The 15348-nt window shown below is 57.6% G+C and carries 16 protein-coding genes; 4 read left to right on the top strand and 12 right to left on the bottom strand.

What is annotated here, in order from left to right:
* Positions 1-82: 82 nt before the first annotated feature.
* The 7 genes from GRX64_RS11990 to GRX64_RS11960 form a co-directional block, all read right to left on the bottom strand.
* Positions 83-1126 carry a formate dehydrogenase subunit gamma gene (locus GRX64_RS11990; RefSeq protein ID WP_235937653.1) on the bottom strand — a complete coding sequence of 348 codons (1044 nt, stop codon included), beginning with the start codon at positions 1124-1126 and terminating at the stop codon, positions 83-85.
* 214 nt (positions 1127-1340) lie between these two features.
* The gene (gene fdh3B, locus GRX64_RS11985) at positions 1341-1949 is read right to left on the bottom strand and encodes a formate dehydrogenase FDH3 subunit beta (protein ID WP_099617849.1); all 609 of its coding nucleotides are present in this window, start codon (positions 1947-1949) and stop codon (positions 1341-1343) included.
* Positions 1950-1964: 15 nt separating this feature from the next.
* Positions 1965-4850: a formate dehydrogenase subunit alpha gene (locus tag GRX64_RS11980; RefSeq protein ID WP_166267498.1), complete on the bottom strand. Its 2886-nt coding sequence runs from the start codon at positions 4848-4850 to the stop codon at positions 1965-1967.
* A gap of 87 nt (positions 4851-4937) precedes the next feature.
* Positions 4938-5129: a twin-arginine translocation signal domain-containing protein gene (locus GRX64_RS11975; RefSeq protein ID WP_166267496.1), complete on the bottom strand. Its 192-nt coding sequence runs from the start codon at positions 5127-5129 to the stop codon at positions 4938-4940.
* 41 nt (positions 5130-5170) lie between these two features.
* Entirely contained in the window at positions 5171-5782 is a 612-nt protein-coding gene (locus tag GRX64_RS11970) for a TorD/DmsD family molecular chaperone (RefSeq protein WP_166267494.1), read from the bottom strand.
* Between the two features lie 94 nt (positions 5783-5876).
* A complete protein-coding gene (locus GRX64_RS11965; protein WP_166267492.1) occupies positions 5877-6476 on the bottom strand; it encodes a DUF3306 domain-containing protein in 600 nt (199 codons plus the stop codon).
* Positions 6476-7054, bottom strand: coding sequence for a DUF3305 domain-containing protein (locus GRX64_RS11960; RefSeq protein ID WP_166267490.1), 579 nt, complete (start codon positions 7052-7054; stop codon positions 6476-6478). Before GRX64_RS11960 ends, GRX64_RS11965 begins: the two co-directional genes overlap by 1 nt.
* Positions 7055-7204: 150 nt before the next feature.
* Between GRX64_RS11960 and GRX64_RS11955 the strand changes: the two genes are divergently transcribed.
* Genes GRX64_RS11955 through GRX64_RS11940 form a run of 4 tightly spaced genes read left to right on the top strand, consistent with a single transcriptional unit; the run spans position 7205 to position 11226 of the window.
* The gene (locus GRX64_RS11955) at positions 7205-9184 is read left to right on the top strand and encodes a 4Fe-4S binding protein (protein WP_166267488.1); all 1980 of its coding nucleotides are present in this window, start codon (positions 7205-7207) and stop codon (positions 9182-9184) included.
* A gap of 22 nt (positions 9185-9206) precedes the next feature.
* A complete protein-coding gene (locus tag GRX64_RS11950; protein WP_166267486.1) occupies positions 9207-10052 on the top strand; it encodes an Mrp/NBP35 family ATP-binding protein in 846 nt (281 codons plus the stop codon).
* Positions 10049-10753, top strand: coding sequence for a biotin/lipoate--protein ligase family protein (locus tag GRX64_RS11945; protein ID WP_166267484.1), 705 nt, complete (start codon positions 10049-10051; stop codon positions 10751-10753). Before GRX64_RS11950 ends, GRX64_RS11945 begins: the two co-directional genes overlap by 4 nt.
* Entirely contained in the window at positions 10750-11226 is a 477-nt protein-coding gene (locus tag GRX64_RS11940; RefSeq protein WP_166267482.1) for a DUF6505 family protein, read from the top strand. Before GRX64_RS11945 ends, GRX64_RS11940 begins: the two co-directional genes overlap by 4 nt.
* Here GRX64_RS11940 and GRX64_RS11935 read toward each other — a convergent pair whose 3' ends face one another.
* The 5 genes from GRX64_RS11935 to GRX64_RS11915 form a co-directional block, all read right to left on the bottom strand.
* Positions 11227-12474, bottom strand: coding sequence for a molybdopterin-binding protein (locus tag GRX64_RS11935; protein WP_166267480.1), 1248 nt, complete (start codon positions 12472-12474; stop codon positions 11227-11229).
* Complete coding sequence (gene mobB, locus GRX64_RS11930) at positions 12471-12977, bottom strand: molybdopterin-guanine dinucleotide biosynthesis protein B (RefSeq protein ID WP_166267478.1); 507 nt, start codon at positions 12975-12977, stop codon at positions 12471-12473. The genes GRX64_RS11935 and mobB overlap by 4 nt, the downstream gene beginning before the upstream one ends.
* The gene (gene mobA / locus GRX64_RS11925) at positions 12974-13561 is read right to left on the bottom strand and encodes a molybdenum cofactor guanylyltransferase MobA (protein ID WP_166267476.1); all 588 of its coding nucleotides are present in this window, start codon (positions 13559-13561) and stop codon (positions 12974-12976) included. The genes mobB and mobA overlap by 4 nt, the downstream gene beginning before the upstream one ends.
* A gap of 32 nt (positions 13562-13593) precedes the next feature.
* The gene (locus GRX64_RS11920; protein ID WP_166267474.1) at positions 13594-14463 is read right to left on the bottom strand and encodes a formate dehydrogenase accessory sulfurtransferase FdhD; all 870 of its coding nucleotides are present in this window, start codon (positions 14461-14463) and stop codon (positions 13594-13596) included.
* Between the two features lie 84 nt (positions 14464-14547).
* On the bottom strand, positions 14548-15345 hold the full coding sequence (locus tag GRX64_RS11915) for an ABC transporter substrate-binding protein (RefSeq protein WP_166267472.1): 798 nt from the start codon (positions 15343-15345) through the stop codon (positions 14548-14550).
* Between the last annotated feature and the right edge of the window lie 3 nt (positions 15346-15348).

The following is a 15348-nucleotide window of genomic DNA, read 5'->3' as shown; positions in this document are numbered from 1 at the left end:
GAGGACCAACCGAACTGGTCCAGAGCAAGCGGGGCGATAAAGGCAATTACCAATGCAGCTGCAAATGCGAAAAGCATAACCTTCACGGTGATTCTCCTTTGCCTTGTTTGGCTTCGACTTCGGCCACCCAGAGATCGTGGTGTTGGCGCGCCCACTCCAGGTCAACCTGGCCATTGCCCATAGCGTCGAACGCACCTTCCATACCAACTGAGCCGATATAAATGTGTGCGATGATGGCCACCATCATCACGAACGCCACAATCGAGTGCCAGATGTTGGAGTACTGCATCTCTTCGTGCGGTGCCAGAATTGTCGGCAAATCCGTTCCCAAAATACCGTTCACGAGGCCAAAGGTCTTGGCAAACATTGGCATTTCAAACGGGAACAACAACGACAGGCCCGACAAGGAGACCGAAAAGCCCAACACCATTACGGTCCAGAAAATAATTTTCTGACCGGCGTTGAACTTCTTCGCGGGAGGATGAGCCTTGGTAAAGATACCGCCGCCGACCTTGAGCCACTGCCAGTCCAGCTTGTTGGGGATATTGTGCGCCACCCACATACAGAAGGTCATCACCAGACCCAGCATAAAGGCCCACGCAACGTTGTTGTGAATCCACTTGGAGCCAGCAGCCAGAGTTGCAAAGGCGTCGGGCCCCAAAACGGGGATCAGGAAGCTGCGTCCCATCAAGGTGATCAGGCCGGTTAACCCTAAGGCGATGAACGAGCCTGCCAACAACCAGTGACCAAATCGTTCGATGATTTTGAATCGTTCGATTGTGGTGCCCGCCGGGCCGCCGTCGATTTTGATTCTGCCGCGCACAAAGTAGAACACGGCGAGCAGGGCGATGATGCCCAGGATTGCACTACCACCGTAGGTGATGATCGGCCCTTCACGTAGTTTGTACCAGGGCATGCCCCCGTCCTGGATCAGGACATCCGCGGCTGGGTTGCGGACCTGGGTGCTGGGATCAATCTCGTTATAGCGAATGGCACGATAGACTTCAGAATCAGAACGTCCACCGTTCGTACCCAATTGAGCATTACTCGGCGCAGCGTTAGCTGTGTCACCGACGTTTTCAGAACGAAAGGACTCGTCAACGTTCATCTGCGCCTGACGAGCCATGATATCTTCCAGGGTCTGAGCGCCCCCGGTCGCTGTCCGATCAACCTCGGGAGCTGTTTCCGCCCAGACAGGGTTGAGGGCCAGTGTCGCCAGTACAAAGGCGGCGGCACCTAAAAATTTAAAGTTCATGAGAGCACTCCAATGGAATCAACAAGAAGAGTTCGTCGCCTCAATGAATTCCGGGGCCCGAAGGCCCCGGAACACTCAGGCTAACTTAAGCACCCTTCTTCTCGTAAGCCGTGCCCCATCCCCAGGCGCCGGAACCGAAACCACGGTTCACCACACGCTGGCGATAGATGTCGGCCACCTCATTGCCGTCACCGGCCAACAGGGCTTTGGTGGAGCACATTTCTGCACAGATCGGTAACTTGCCCTCGGCAATACGGTTGCGTCCGTATTTGGAGAACTCGGCCGTTGAGTTGTCTTCTTCAGGACCTCCTGCACAGAACGTGCACTTGTCCATCTTGCCTCGGCTGCCAAAGTTGCCCGCTTGGGGAAACTGGGGCGCGCCGAATGGGCAAGCATAAAAACAATACCCACAACCGATACACAGGTCTTTGGAGTGCAGCACTATGCCGTCTTCAGTCTGGTAGAAGCAATCCACCGGACAAACGGCCATACAGGGCGCGTCCGAACAGTGCATGCAAGCTACCGAGATTGAGCGTTCGCCAGGTTTACCATCTTCGATGGTCACCACGCGTCGACGGTTAATGCCCCAAGGGACTTCATGTTCATTCTTACAGGCCGTTACGCAAGCATTGCATTCGATGCAGCGTTCGGCATCGCAAAGGAATTTTGCGCGTGCTTGTCCTTCAAGTGCCATGGTCTACACCTCTTATTATGCCGGCATAATCGAACATAGGGTGGCTTTGGTCTCTTGCATCTGAGTGACCGAGTCGTACCCGTATGTCTGAATTGTGTTGGTGGATTCGCCCAGAACGTAGGGGTCGGAGCCCTTGGGATACTTGTCCCTCAGGTCCTTGCCCTCCAGATGCCCGCCGAAGTGGAACGGCATAAAGGCGACGCCTGCGCCAACACGCTCAGTCACCATGGCTTTCACCTTGATGCGCCCGCCTTCGGGGCCGGACACCCAGACGTCATTGCCGTCACGAATGTTCAGGTTATTCGCATCGCGCGGATTCACCTCAATGAACATGTCCTGCTGCAGCTCTGCCAGCCAGGGGTTTGAGCGGGTCTCGTCACCACCACCTTCATACTCAACCAGTCGGCCTGAGGTCAGAATGATGGGGAAGTCTTTGCTGAAGTCGTTCTTTTGAATGGACTCGTACAAAGTCGGGACACGCCAGAACGTCTTGTCGGCGTAGGTCGGGTAATCTTTGACCAGGTCGCGACGCGAGGTGTAGAGCGGCTCGCGGTGAATCGGCACGGGGTCCGGGAAGTTCCAGACAATGGCACGGGCTTTGGCGTTACCAAAGGGCGCACACTCGTGCTTGATTGCAACACGCTGGATGCCGCCTGACAGATCGGTCTTCCAGTTGGTCTCGGGACCGGCAACCGCAGCAATGCTGGCTCGCTCTTCGTCCGTAAGGTCCCCATCCCAACCCAGATCCATCAGCATTTGCATGGTGAATTCTGGATACCCGTCCTTGATCTCGGAGTTTTTCGAGTAAACGCCGTCAGCAAGCAAGTTCACGCCATCCCGCTCGACACCAAACCGGGCTCGGAAGGTGAGACCGCCCTTGGACACCGGCAGTGACATATCGTACAGGTTCGGCGTGCCCGGATGGTTCATCTCGGGCGTACCCCAGGATGGCCAAGGCATGCCGTAGACATCACCATCACAGGGTCCGCCCACCGCTCGCAGGGTGGTTCTGTCAAAGTGGTGCTGGTTCGCCATGTGCTTTTTCATGCGCTCAGGCGATTGTCCGGTGTAGCCGATGGTCCACATGCCACGGTTGAACTCGCGGGTGATGTCTTCAATCGACGGCTCGTCGCCTTCAATCGCAATGTTGCGGAACATGCGATCGGTGAAACCGAACTTGTCCGAAAACAGCTTGATGATCTCGTGGTCAACCTTGGAGTCAAACAGTGGCTCAACCACCTTTTCACGCCACTGAAGCGAGCGGTTCGACGCGGTTACTGAACCATAGGTTTCGAACTGGGTGGTTGTTGGCAGCAGGTAAGCGCCGTCTTTGCGATCGTGCAGCACCGCTGAAACGGTTGGGAAGGGATCCACCACGACCAACAGGTCCAGCTTTTCCATGGCTTCCTTCATTTCGAGCATGCGGGTCTGGGAGTTGGGCGCGTGGCCCCACAGAACCATGGCCCGGGTATTGTCCGGCTGCTCAAGGTTTTCCTTGGCCTCCAGGACACCGTCGATCCAACGGGAAACCGGAATGCCTTTCTCGTTCATCATGGCTCTGGATTTGCCATTTTTGTCCCACACGGCAAACCGGCCTTTCAGCCAATCCAGGTCTTCCTCCCAGACGCGAGCCCAATGAGCCCAGGACCCGGCAGCCAGGCCATAGTAGCCGGGCAGGGTGTCGGCCAGCACGCCCAGGTCGGTGGCGCCCTGAACGTTATCGTGACCACGGAAGATGTTGGTGCCGCCGCCGGCAACGCCCATGTTGCCGAGCGCCAACTGCAGGATGCAGTATGCGCGGGTGTTGTTGTTGCCGTTGGTGTGCTGAGTACCGCCCATGCACCAGATCACAGTACCCGGGCGGTTATTGGCCAGGGTACGAGCAACTCGCTCAAGCTGTGCGCCTGGCGCACCGGTGACGCGCTCGACTTCTTCCGGATTCCAGCGTTTCACCTCTTCACGAATCTCGCTCATACCGTACACCCGGGTGCGGATGAACTCTTGGTCTTCCCAGCCGTTCTCGAAGATGTGCCAGAGAATACCCCAGACCAGTGCAACGTCTGATCCCGGGCGGAAACGCACATACTCATCCGCATGAGCCGCGGTGCGAGTGAAGCGCGGGTCGCAAACGATCAGCGGCGCGTTGTTCTCTTCCTTGGCTTTTAAAATGTGTAACAGCGACACCGGATGCGCTTCTGCGGGGTTACCCCCGATCAGGAAGATCGCTTGGGATTTGTGGATGTCGTTGTACGAGTTGGTCATCGCACCGTAGCCCCAGGTGTTGGCTACGCCAGCGACCGTCGTTGAGTGACAAATCCGGGCCTGGTGATCGACGTTGTTGGTGCCCCAGTAGCCCGCAAATTTACGGAAGAGGTACGCCTGTTCGTTATTGAACTTCGCACTGCCCAACCAATACACCGAATCGGGTCCGCTCTCTTCGCGGATTTGCAGCATCTTGTCGCCGATTTCGGTGATCGCCTGGTCCCAGGAGATCTTTTGCCACTGACCGCCGACCATTTTCATCGGGTGTTTCAAGCGGCGCTCATTGTGAGCGTGCTCACGCACGGCGGCCCCTTTAGCGCAGTGGGCGCCCAGGTTGAAGGGGCTGTCCCAGCCGGGTTCCTGGCCCGTCCAAACGCCGTTTTGTACTTCGGCTTCGACGGTGCAGCCCACCGAGCAATGCGTACACACGGACTTTTTGCGCACAACCTCGCCGCCCCCAGTCGACGGGGTTGAAGCTTCAACCCGCGTAGACGTCAGCGACAAAGCCGCCATGCCACCCACTGCGACACCGGAGGCCGTCAAAAACCCACGACGGTCCATAGTCTTTGCAGCGAGGGATGAAAGTAAAGATCCAGCACGGGAGCCTTTCGCTACCCCGTTGGTTTTCTTCCTTAACATGTCAGTTACCTCTGCTTTATTATTCTCGTTTTTCCGGAGGGGTCGTCATCCAAGAGCATCACGCAACCTTGAATGATTCACGCTTCCTCAAAAGCGAGCCGATTCGAAATATTTACGGGTGTGTTCAGTGTCACGCAGTCCGCGGCTTTTCGGGACGTTTTGTTTGACGACCTCCGCTGCGGCGTTTGGTGCAACCGCCACTGCAACGGCAGCCGGAGCTGCAGCAGCTGCCATTCGCAAGAAGCGGCGACGGCTGTTTTCACGCTTTGGGTTGTCCATAGGACATCTCCACCTGGGTTAAGGGATCGGATAGACCCCGGTTATTGAATCGCAAACGCATCAGCTTCTACGGTCATGAAAGCCCGACCCAATGAGCCTACCGGAGCGTAAAATATTGAGCTTTGCGCTTCTTCCAAATCGGAAAAAAACAGTGCCGCCCACTTTGCCAGGTGCGCGTCATAAAAAGTTTTTTGCGAAATCAGATCACTGTCGCACGGGAACTCGCCGGTAATGATGCCCGCCATGATTTCACACAGCGTGCCGATGTGATCTTCGGGTTCTTTGACGTCGCTACGGGATTTGATGCCCCGGGCCATGAGGTCAGTGCGCAATTCCGCCAGGGGTTTTTCGTTCAGAAAACCGGTGAGGTAATAACTGGCGTACGGCAGCAGTTCACCACGACCGAGTCCAACGAACAGATTGTTGTACTCCCGCTCGACATCGTAAGGCGAGGTGCGCTCTGCGAGAGCCGCCAGATTTTTTGACGCGGCGCCCAGAGGGGTGTCGTCAGCCTGCAAGGATGCCAATCCTTTAAGCAGCTCACTCGAAGGCGGACTGCCCAGCAAGACGCCGAGTAATTGGTAGATTTGGGCGCGTGCGCGGTCTTCGTCGCTAATGGATCGAGGGCACTGAACTTCAGCAGTGTTAAGCAAGTCTCAGTCCTTACTTTTTATTGTTTGAATTTTGCACTATTGGTTTATATATAGCGCCGATTGGACTATGGCGCAACTGTGCTCCTGAACAAGGCTACTCAAAACGCATTCGAGGGCGATAAAAAGGTGCCGGTTTTACCTCGGTCCCGGTCGCCACGGATTCAACATGCCCGGCAGTGGTCGACGGGCCATCAGCGCTTTCGGACGCCAGGCTCTCGGTGCTCTCTGCCGGTGCAATCGCATCCGGCACCTCAGCCTCTTCCTCAATTTGATCCGCGACCTGCTCGGTAACCTTTGCGGATTTATCGAACATGCCCTGGCCCACCTTGTATATCGTCTTTACGCTGTCGGCTGCAGTAGCGGCATCAGAGAAATCTTCGTCGTAGTCATTAAGACCATCCAGCACTGCCAGGACGGGATTGGACTTCCAGAGCACCCGCAGGGCCTTACGGCGCAATAAGTCAGGAATCTCTTTTCGCATGAACCCCGTGATGTCGGTGCCCAGCTCGATGGTGTCCGGATCCGGCAAACCGTACTTCTCGAGCACCTCGTGCTCAGGCAGGGCTTCATTAAGGGCAAGTTCCTGCGCTTCGGGCGATGGCTCGGACTCAATGGCCGGAAGCGGCGCGGGCTCAGGCTTTCTGGACGCGTTGGTTTTTTTGCGCGACCAACGCTGTAATCGTGACTCAGCCATTACTGAACTCTCGATTTTTTGATGCTGGAAGGTGCACGGAAGACGTCACTCTCCTGACGAATTCGTGCATCGCCTTTGCCGTCCTCGACACCATCAACGCGGACCTCGTCCCGACGACGTTTTTTGAACGGCTCTTCGATATAGTGCATATCGATAAACTCTTTGATCCAGGCCGCCAGGGACTCAGGAATCGGAACAGGCTCGACGATGCTCTCGCCACTGTCCAGTGAATCCAGTGCCTCATGGGCACTGGCGGTAACGGCGCTGACAACCCAACCTGACGGTGACCGGTGGGTCTGGTCCTTATCCATGACGACCCAGACCGACGGGACGGTCATGTTAAGGGATACAAGGTAACCTTCCACGTCGGCGCGAAATAGTTCCATCGGCACGGTGCCCGCGTGATAGTCGACCACCTCGCCATCGCTGACCAGCTGTTTCCAGAACGCATCGGGCGCGCCCGGAATAACCGCCACTGGCGTCCAGATTTCCCGAGCCCAGCGGGTCACTCCAGGAGATCGGCGAACGACGGCGCCGACTTGCAACTCGCGTTTCCAACTCTCTATACGACTGTTCATGGCGTTACTCGTCTTTTATCTAGTGAAGCTAGCAGAGCCCAAACAAATATCCAATTAACCAATTGTCCAATCGCAAACCGCTGTGGCATCCTCAAAGATCGGTAATGACAACGTATACGTATAAAAACAACTAAAAGAGTCAAACTTCTGATGACGGCACACAAAACCCTACTGTTATGCACCTGCAATAAGACACAGTCCTTCGATCCCAAGGTACTGCAATTGGCCGCGGCAGCTGAGCAGGTGATCGCGGTGGATCAACTGTGCGGCAAAGATATGAAGACCGCCGCCGAGCACCTGGGTGGCAGTGCCGAGTTGCTCATTGCCTGTGGCCAGCAGGCCGCCCTGTTCGAGCGGCTGAGCGAGGATGTGCAAGCTGAAATTCAGCACTCTGCGCCGCTCAGTACCATTGACATCCGGGACAGAGCGGGCTGGAGCGCACCGAGTGCAATCCCGGCACGCTTGCACGCCAAGCAGGCCGCCTTGATCGCCGCCGCGCAATTACCGGCGCCCATGGCGCCTGTGAAAACTATTCAGTCCAGTGGGGTGTGTTGCATTGTCGGCCCCACCGACCAGGCCATCAGAATGGCCGAACTGGTCCAGGACGAGCTGGGCGTGACCTGTATCGTCAACGATGCGGGGCTGGTACAGCTCCCGTCCGCCGGTTACGACGTGGCGAAAGGTCGACTGACGGCCGCCCGAGGCGCGCTGGGTAGCTTCAAACTGGAGTTTGCCCAGCTGCAAAGCCTGAATCCCGCTGGTCGTGGTGCTCCCGGTTATGGCGAGGTCAAAGCCACGGCCCGCAGCGAGTGTGACGTTTTTATCGACCTGCGCGGCGGTGAGCCAGCGTTCCCCAGTTATCAGAAACGCAACGGCTACTTCTGGGCGGACCCGGCCAAAACCGGCGAGTTGGAGCGTATCGCTTTGACCGCGAGGGATCGGGTTGGTGAATTCGAAAAAACGGTGTTTTTCAAGCTGGAGACCTCGCTGTGCGCGCACTCCCGGGCGAACAAATCCGGGTGTACCCGCTGCCTGGACGTCTGCCCCACCGAAGCCATTTTTTCCGCGGGGGACCACGTACAAATCGACTCAGATATTTGTGCCGGCTGCGGATCCTGCGCAGCGGTTTGCCCGACGTCTGCGGTAACCATGAACGAAACCCCGTTCGAGGCGCTGACCAAGGCCGTGGATGTCATGGCCAAGGTTTATCGCGAGCAAGCCAACGAATCCCCGCGTCTGGTTTTCCATACGTTGACCGCGGGTGGTGACGCCATTGCCGACCTGGCGCGGCATGGGGATGGACTTGCGGACGACCTGATTCCGCTGGGGCTGGAGCATGTTGATCGTATCGGCCATGCCGAGATAATGGCTGCGTTGGGCGCAGGCTACGCCGAAGTCCTGATCCTGGCGGACAACGAGACAGATCGTGAGGCCGTTACTGCGGAAGTGGAACTCTCACAGGCTATGCTGAAAGGCACCCATCACTCCCCAAGCCGCGTCCGGGTGATAGCGGCAGACGCACTTGGCGCCGAAGGGGATAACGCTGGCCGGGTGAGCGATCCGGTGCTACTGGTCGGCGGGCGCCGCGACATCACGCGGGTTACCGTTACCGCGATGGCGGACAGAATCGAAGCGCCGATCCCGCTGCCAGTGGGGGCACCTTACGGTGCGATAGACATCGATTCGGATAAATGCACGCTCTGTTTAGCCTGCGTATCACTGTGTCCCACCGGGGCCTTGGGCGATCATCCGGACCGGCCCGAGGTTCAGTTTACGGAAAACGCCTGCGTTCAATGCGGCGTGTGCGACAGCACCTGCCCTGAGACGGCCATTACTCTGAAACCTCAACTGGACCTGTCGAAGGCTGCGCTGAGTGCCCGGGCATTGCATGGCGAAGACCCGTTTGAATGCATCAAATGTGGTACACCCTTTGGCGTCGCCAGCACCATTAACCGAATCGTTGAGAAATTGGAAAACATACACTGGATGTACAAAAACTCTGATAATGTCCAGCTCATTAAGATGTGTGACGACTGTCGAGTGAACGCCCAGTTCCACGGAGACGACGCGCCCATGGCGGGGGGCAAGCGTCCTCGGGTTCGCACCAGTGACGACTACCTAGACAGCTAAAAAAAACTAAGCAGGACAAAACATGGTTCAATACGTTGATGCAGGACAACCCAACCTGATTGGTACCGACGCGCCCCGGCCGCAAGACAAAAACCCGAAGGGGATTGATCGCATTATCGCCATTGCCTCGGGCAAAGGCGGCGTCGGCAAGTCCACCGTGGCGTCCAACCTGGCGGTTGCGCTGGCCTCGAAAGGTCTGAAAGTGGGCCTGTTGGACGCCGACGTCTACGGCCCGAGTCAGCCCCGCATGCTGGGCGTCTCAGGTCGCCCGTCCAGCCCCGACGGCCATACCATATTGCCCCTGCGCAATCATGGCGTGACCCTGATGTCCCTGGGTCTGATGACCCCGGATGATGAAGCCATTATCTGGCGGGGGCCTATGCTGATGGGCGCCCTGGAGCAGATGATGAACCAGGTGGACTGGGGCAGGCTGGACGTGCTGCTGGTGGATCTTCCCCCGGGCACCGGTGACGTCCAAATGACCCTGAGTCAGAAGTTCTTTGTTGCGGGCGCTGTGGTGGTCTCGACACCCCAGGACATTGCACTGATGGACGCGCGCAAAGGCATCGACATGTTCAACCGGATGGAAGTGCCGCTCTTTGGCTTGATCGAAAACATGGCATCCTTTGTCTGCGACGGTTGCGGTAAAGAGCACCACCCCTTTGGATCCGGTGGTGCCCGGGCGGAGGCAGCAAAGCTTGGCGCCCCCTTCCTGGGTGAAATCCCCCTCGATCTGGATATTCGTATCGGCTCGGACGGCGGCGTTCCGATTGTGGTGTCAAAGCCGGACAGCCCGCAGGCGAAGGCTTTCCAGCGGATCGCTGATGAAATCATGGTCTCTGACTTTTATGCCCGAGCCATCCAATGATCGAATCACCCCAATTCCCGCCGCTGTTTTCGGGCGAAGTGGTGCCCAAACATATGGACCCCTTCGATAAGGCCGTCAGTCGGGCCATCGCAGGGGTCGATTCAGGCACGATTTTTTACTCCGAGGCGATTGACGTCTTGCGCGCAGCCTTGGTGTTGGCGCCGGAAACGCCTTTGGAAGAGGCGATTCAGGCGGTCTATGTTGCCCAGATAGGCCTGGCAGAGAGTCTCGGCGCATTGGCCCCACCCGAAGTGCCCGTGCATTTCCAATGGCCCGACCGCATTAAGGTCAACGGTGCGGTCTGCGGTGGTGTTCGCTTTGCAGCGGATGTGTCAGACCCCCTGGCTTATCCTAACTGGCTGGTCATTGGCATTGATGTGCCCTTCATGAATTTGAGCGACGAGCCGGGCGAAAACCCGAATCGAACCTGTCTGCACGAAGAAGGTTGTGTCGAGATTACGTCCATGGCACTGCTGGAAAGCTGGTCCAAACATACCCTGCTGTGGCTGACCTATTTAATGGACAGTGGATTCGCACGGGTGCACAAAGAGTGGCGGCCACGCTGTGACACTCTGGGTGAAGTGATAAACCAGCCAAAGTCTGGTGTCTTTGTCGGACTGGATGAAAAAGGCCGGATGCTATTGCGTCAGGGTGTCATGACCGAGACAGTGAGTTTGATTGAATTTGCGGAGCACCTATGAAACTGGCCAGAACCCTGCGACTGGATGTGTCCGATGAGAATGTGTTCGAAACGCCGGCCCCAAGCGGCGAATGGGCCATCTCGGGCGGATTTGAATTCTCCAATTGGACCGAAGCGGATCTGAAGGGTAAGGCCCGTCAGGCTTTTACGAACGGTTGGTACAGTGTGGAATCGGGCGGCCGCGCCAGTTTTGTGGGCGTCTGCAACATCACCGAAACCGAATTGGCGCAGCTGCGCCAAACCCTGGCGCAAATCTTTATCGAGCGTTACGGTGCGCCGGATATTGACGCCGCCTTTCCGGTCGCCTGCGAAGAAATCGACCAGATGCGCAATATGTGTGAGGACTTCGAGGAGAACACCTTGCTGATGGTCAGCCGCACACTGACCGAGTTAGGTGTTGAGGAAACCTATCGCTCCCGGGCTCCGCAAGATGCCTCGCTAGAGGCCTTTGCGGTGCATGGCAGCGTTGATTGATTACAGGCCGAAGCTGCCGTAGGGGATAAACCGCACGGGCGTCCCCGGCTCGATCTGCTGGGCGCTTTCGTCCAGTTCCACCAAACCCTCGGACCAGGCCAGGCCAGTTACCCGGCCCGATCCCTCAGAGCCAAAGACTTCAACCTTCCCGTCACGGACCCGGGCGCGCAACATCTCTCCGCGCCCCGGTTTCTTGTTCTTCGAAAAATTAGCGGGCATGACATAGCCCTGGGGTTCGAACCACTCACCCCCTGCCAGCAGTGCCATCGCCGGTGCGCCAAAACGCAACGTACAGACCCAGGCGGCCACCGGGTTTCCTGGCAAACCCACCACAGGCGTTCCCCGGAACATGGCCAGCGCCAGGGGGCGGCCCGGCTTGATCGCGATGCGCCAGTTGCTGATGTCACCATGGGTTTTCAGGGTTTTCGACACATGATCCTCGTCTCCTGCAGAGACACCGCCACTGGTGAGAATCAAATCGCACTGCTCAGCCCCACGCTCTAACGCGGCTTTGACGTCTTCGGCCCGGTCCAGTACATGGCCCAAATCGACCAGCTCGTAGCCGAGCTGCGTCACAAGAGCACCGAGCATCGGACGATTCGCGTCGTAGATTTGCCAGTCGGTGACCACTGAGCCAACCGGCTTCACTTCATCGCCCGTGGACAGAACGCCGACGCGTAGTCGCCGATACACATCCACCGACGCGACCCCAACGCTGGCGAGGACGGAAATCTGGGTCGGCGTCAGACGGGTGGCCGCCGCGAGGATCCGATCCCGTGCCTTGATGTCCTCACCGGCTTTGCGTGCGTTGGCGCCCGCTTTTAAGGTGCCGTTCAAACGCAACTGTCCGTCGATGACTTCGCAGTCCTCTTCCAGGACCACCGTATCCGTTCCGGCCGGCATCACTGCGCCGGTCAGGATCCGGATAGCATGGCCCTCAGGCACATGTCCCAGGTAAGGCTCGCCGGCGGCACTGCGGCCATCAACCAGAGACAGGGCGCAAGGCACCTCGGTTAAAGGCCCGGCAAATGCATAGCCATCGACCGCAGAATTGCTGCTGGGGGGGTGAGCGCGGGGCGCATGCACATCGCTCGCCAGTATCCGGCCATTCAACTGCGACAATGGCACTGCGTGATCCACACCCACCACGGGATGCAGCCTGCAACGCAGCCGTTCAAGGGCCTCATTGACCGGTGTCCAGTTCACCCCGGGCGGCAGGGCAAAACAGTCATTGCGAAGTGCGCTCATGATTCTCCCGCTAATGGCGGTTTAAGGCTCAGAATAAAGTCAGCAATTCCGGATACATCGTTCAAGTCAAAGCAGGGGCCCGAAAACTCCGAGGCATAGTCCGATGCCACGGCAATAATGCTGGCGTCTTCCTGGTGAAGGGGCGTGCGCGAGCATTCCCGCCTGTGCACTTCAATCTTGGGGTGTGAATGGGTTTTAAAGCCCTCCACCACGACCCAGTCGCAGGGGGACAGTCGGGCCAGCAACTCACTCATGGTCGGCTCATCACCGTCGTGCAGCTCGTGCATGATGGCGAAACGCTGGCCACCCGCCAGAATGACTTCCCGGGCGCCGGCATCACGATGACGATAGCTGTCGGTGCCGGGCTGGTCCACATCCACCCCGTGATGGGCGTGTTTTATGGAGTTTACCGTAAAGCCCCGGCTGGACAGCTTACGAATCAGCGCGCTGGCCAGGGTGGTTTTTCCGCAATTTTTCCAACCTACAATGCCGATAACGTTCACTTCAGATGATGCTCCGCCCAGGCCAGATCCTTCGGCGTGTTGATATTAAAAAAGTCATCGGGACCGAACAGGACCAGCGACTCGCCCTGGGCCTGGGTCCATTGCCGAATCTTGCGGACGCCGTCGTTCAACGCGCCTCGCAGGTCATGCCGCAACGCAACCTGCCAGCGGCCAAAGGTTGGCTGGGGCAGTCGGCCGCGCTCGGGATCCGGGGTGGCCGCCAATACCACCGGGGTATCATGCTCGGCCAATCGTGCAGCCAGATTCCAGGGGAACGACGGGGTATCGGCGGCGACGCTGATCAGCCATTCATGCCCCTGTTCGGCCGCCCAGTCCATGCCCGCCAGCACACCCGCCAGCGGGCCCGGAAAATCGCCGATAGAGTCGGCCACCACGGGCAGACCCAAATCATCAAACCGACTCAAATTACCATTGGCGTTCAACACCACGGCGTCGACTTGCGGCGTGATTCGATCGATGACACGCTGGATCAAAGACTGTCCGCCCAGCATCAATCGTCCCTTGTCACCACCGCCCATTCGGTTTGCCTGGCCACCGGCCAGAATGACCGCGCACTCAGTCATGCTCCGCCTCCGTCAATCATGCTGAAGCTCCTTCAATCATGCCGAGCGCCTTTGCGACGCAGTTTCTTGTCTTCATCGGGCACCTGCGACAAGTCCTGATCGTAGACCAGGCGGTGCTGGCCGCTGAGGCAGGTGAATTTCTTGCCTCGCATTCGTCCGATCAACGTCAACCCGACCTGTCGGGCAATATCGACGCCCCAGGCAGTAAAGCCTGACCGGCTGATGAGGGTTGGGATGCCCATCAAGGCCGTCTTGATCACCATTTCGGACGTTAGGCGGCCCGTGGTGTAGAGGACCTTATCGGCCGCCGGGACGCCGTTTAAGTGCATCCAGCCTGCGATCTTGTCGACGGCATTGTGACGCCCGACATCCTCCATATAGGCCAGGACTTCAAGCCCCTGACACAGGGCCGTGCCATGAATGGCACCGGTTTCCATGTACAGGCTGGGCGTGTGATTAATCTGATAGGAGAGATCGTAAAAGGTACTGGTGTGTACCGGTGTGTCCGGTAATGCCAGCCCCTCAAGCCCCGCCATCATGTCACCAAACACCGTGCCAACGGCGCAGCCGGAGGTCCGGGTTTTCTTTTCCAGTTTGTCCTCCACATCCGTGACACCAGCGGTGCGGACCACAGCAACTTCCAGCTCTTCGTCGAAGTCAATCTTGGTGACTTGGTCGGTCGCTTTCAGCATCCCTTGATTCAGGAGGAAACCGAGTGCCAGATACTCCGGGTGATCGCCGATGGTCATTGCCGTGACGATCTCCTGACTGTTCAGGTAGATGGTCAGAGGGCGTTCTTCGATCACGCTGATCGACTTCGATTGACCGGTTTCATCAATGCCCTCAACGCTGCGGGACAGCCGAGGGTCGTTCGGGTTGGGTAGCAGGGTTTCTATCATCATTATTATTGTAGCCCGGTTAGGGTATTTGCGAGACTCAAAGCCGTCGCAAAATTACGTTCATTCAGCTCAATTGTATCTGTTCAGTTAGTGGGCGTTCGGAAAAAATAGCTGCTTGCCTTCAACCTGGTAGGCGCCAATAGCGGCTTGTCCGGTATTGGACAACAACCACTGTGTAAAGGTCTCAGCCGCCGCCTGGTTCACGTTCGGGCACTTACCCACATTGACGGGAACGACACCGTACTGGTTAAACAGGGCGGGCTCTCCCTCAAATAAAAGAATGCTGTCTTGTTTGTTGGCAAATGAAATCCAGGTGGCTCTGTCAGTCAACACATAGGCGCCGAGGCCCAACCCGGTATTAAGAGTTGCGCCCATGCCGCTGCCGGTTTCGAGGTACCACTGACCGGATCCGGCCTCAGGGTCGATGGCTGCCGCCTGCCATAATGAGCGCTCTTTTTTGTGAGTTCCCGAATCATCACCGCGTGAGGCAAATTTGGCTCCGGCTTGCTTGATTCTCTGCAGAGCGTCAATGACGTCACGGGCGCCTGCGAGATTTGCCGGATCGGCTTTGGGTCCGACGATGACAAAGTCGTTGTACATCAGGTCGCGGCGGTAGCCACCATAGCCGTCAGCGACAAATTTCTCTTCGGCCGACTTGGCGTGTACCAAAAGCACATCGCCATCACAGCGCATGGCATTTTTGATCGCCTGTCCCGTGCCCACAGCGACTACATTGACCTGAAGACCGGTCTCCTTTTTCAGAATCGGTAAAAGATAGTCATACAGGCCACTATTCTGGGTTGAGGTGGTGGACTGAACGATGATCGTATCGGCCAGGGCGTGAGTGCTCAGAGCAAACGCAATGAAGGTGATGAGGTGTTTCATAGC

It is taken from the genome of Marinobacter caseinilyticus (genome assembly GCF_011074955.1).
Taxonomy (GTDB): domain Bacteria; phylum Pseudomonadota; class Gammaproteobacteria; order Pseudomonadales; family Oleiphilaceae; genus Marinobacter; species Marinobacter caseinilyticus.
Note: the sequence above shows the minus strand (reverse complement) of the source record. Positions and strands in the feature narration are given on the sequence as shown.

What these genes read in the sequence shown, in the direction of transcription:
- GRX64_RS11990 (WP_235937653.1), bottom strand. Translation starts at nt 1,126, where the DNA reads ATGGCTCGTCAGGCGCAGATGAACGTTGACGAGTCCTTTCGTTCTGAA.
- fdh3B (WP_099617849.1), bottom strand. Translation starts at nt 1,949, where the DNA reads ATGGCACTTGAAGGACAAGCACGCGCAAAATTCCTTTGCGATGCCGAA.
- GRX64_RS11980 (WP_166267498.1), bottom strand. Translation starts at nt 4,850, where the DNA reads ATGTTAAGGAAGAAAACCAACGGGGTAGCGAAAGGCTCCCGTGCTGGA.
- GRX64_RS11975 (WP_166267496.1), bottom strand. Translation starts at nt 5,129, where the DNA reads ATGGACAACCCAAAGCGTGAAAACAGCCGTCGCCGCTTCTTGCGAATG.
- GRX64_RS11965 (WP_166267492.1), bottom strand. Translation starts at nt 6,476, where the DNA reads ATGGCTGAGTCACGATTACAGCGTTGGTCGCGCAAAAAAACCAACGCG.
- GRX64_RS11960 (WP_166267490.1), bottom strand. Translation starts at nt 7,054, where the DNA reads ATGAACAGTCGTATAGAGAGTTGGAAACGCGAGTTGCAAGTCGGCGCC.
- GRX64_RS11955 (WP_166267488.1), top strand. Translation starts at nt 7,205, where the DNA reads ATGACGGCACACAAAACCCTACTGTTATGCACCTGCAATAAGACACAG.
- GRX64_RS11950 (WP_166267486.1), top strand. Translation starts at nt 9,207, where the DNA reads ATGGTTCAATACGTTGATGCAGGACAACCCAACCTGATTGGTACCGAC.
- GRX64_RS11945 (WP_166267484.1), top strand. Translation starts at nt 10,049, where the DNA reads ATGATCGAATCACCCCAATTCCCGCCGCTGTTTTCGGGCGAAGTGGTG.
- GRX64_RS11940 (WP_166267482.1), top strand. Translation starts at nt 10,750, where the DNA reads ATGAAACTGGCCAGAACCCTGCGACTGGATGTGTCCGATGAGAATGTG.
- GRX64_RS11935 (WP_166267480.1), bottom strand. Translation starts at nt 12,474, where the DNA reads ATGAGCGCACTTCGCAATGACTGTTTTGCCCTGCCGCCCGGGGTGAAC.
- mobA (WP_166267476.1), bottom strand. Translation starts at nt 13,561, where the DNA reads ATGACTGAGTGCGCGGTCATTCTGGCCGGTGGCCAGGCAAACCGAATG.
- GRX64_RS11920 (WP_166267474.1), bottom strand. Translation starts at nt 14,463, where the DNA reads ATGATGATAGAAACCCTGCTACCCAACCCGAACGACCCTCGGCTGTCC.
- GRX64_RS11915 (WP_166267472.1), bottom strand. Translation starts at nt 15,345, where the DNA reads ATGAAACACCTCATCACCTTCATTGCGTTTGCTCTGAGCACTCACGCC.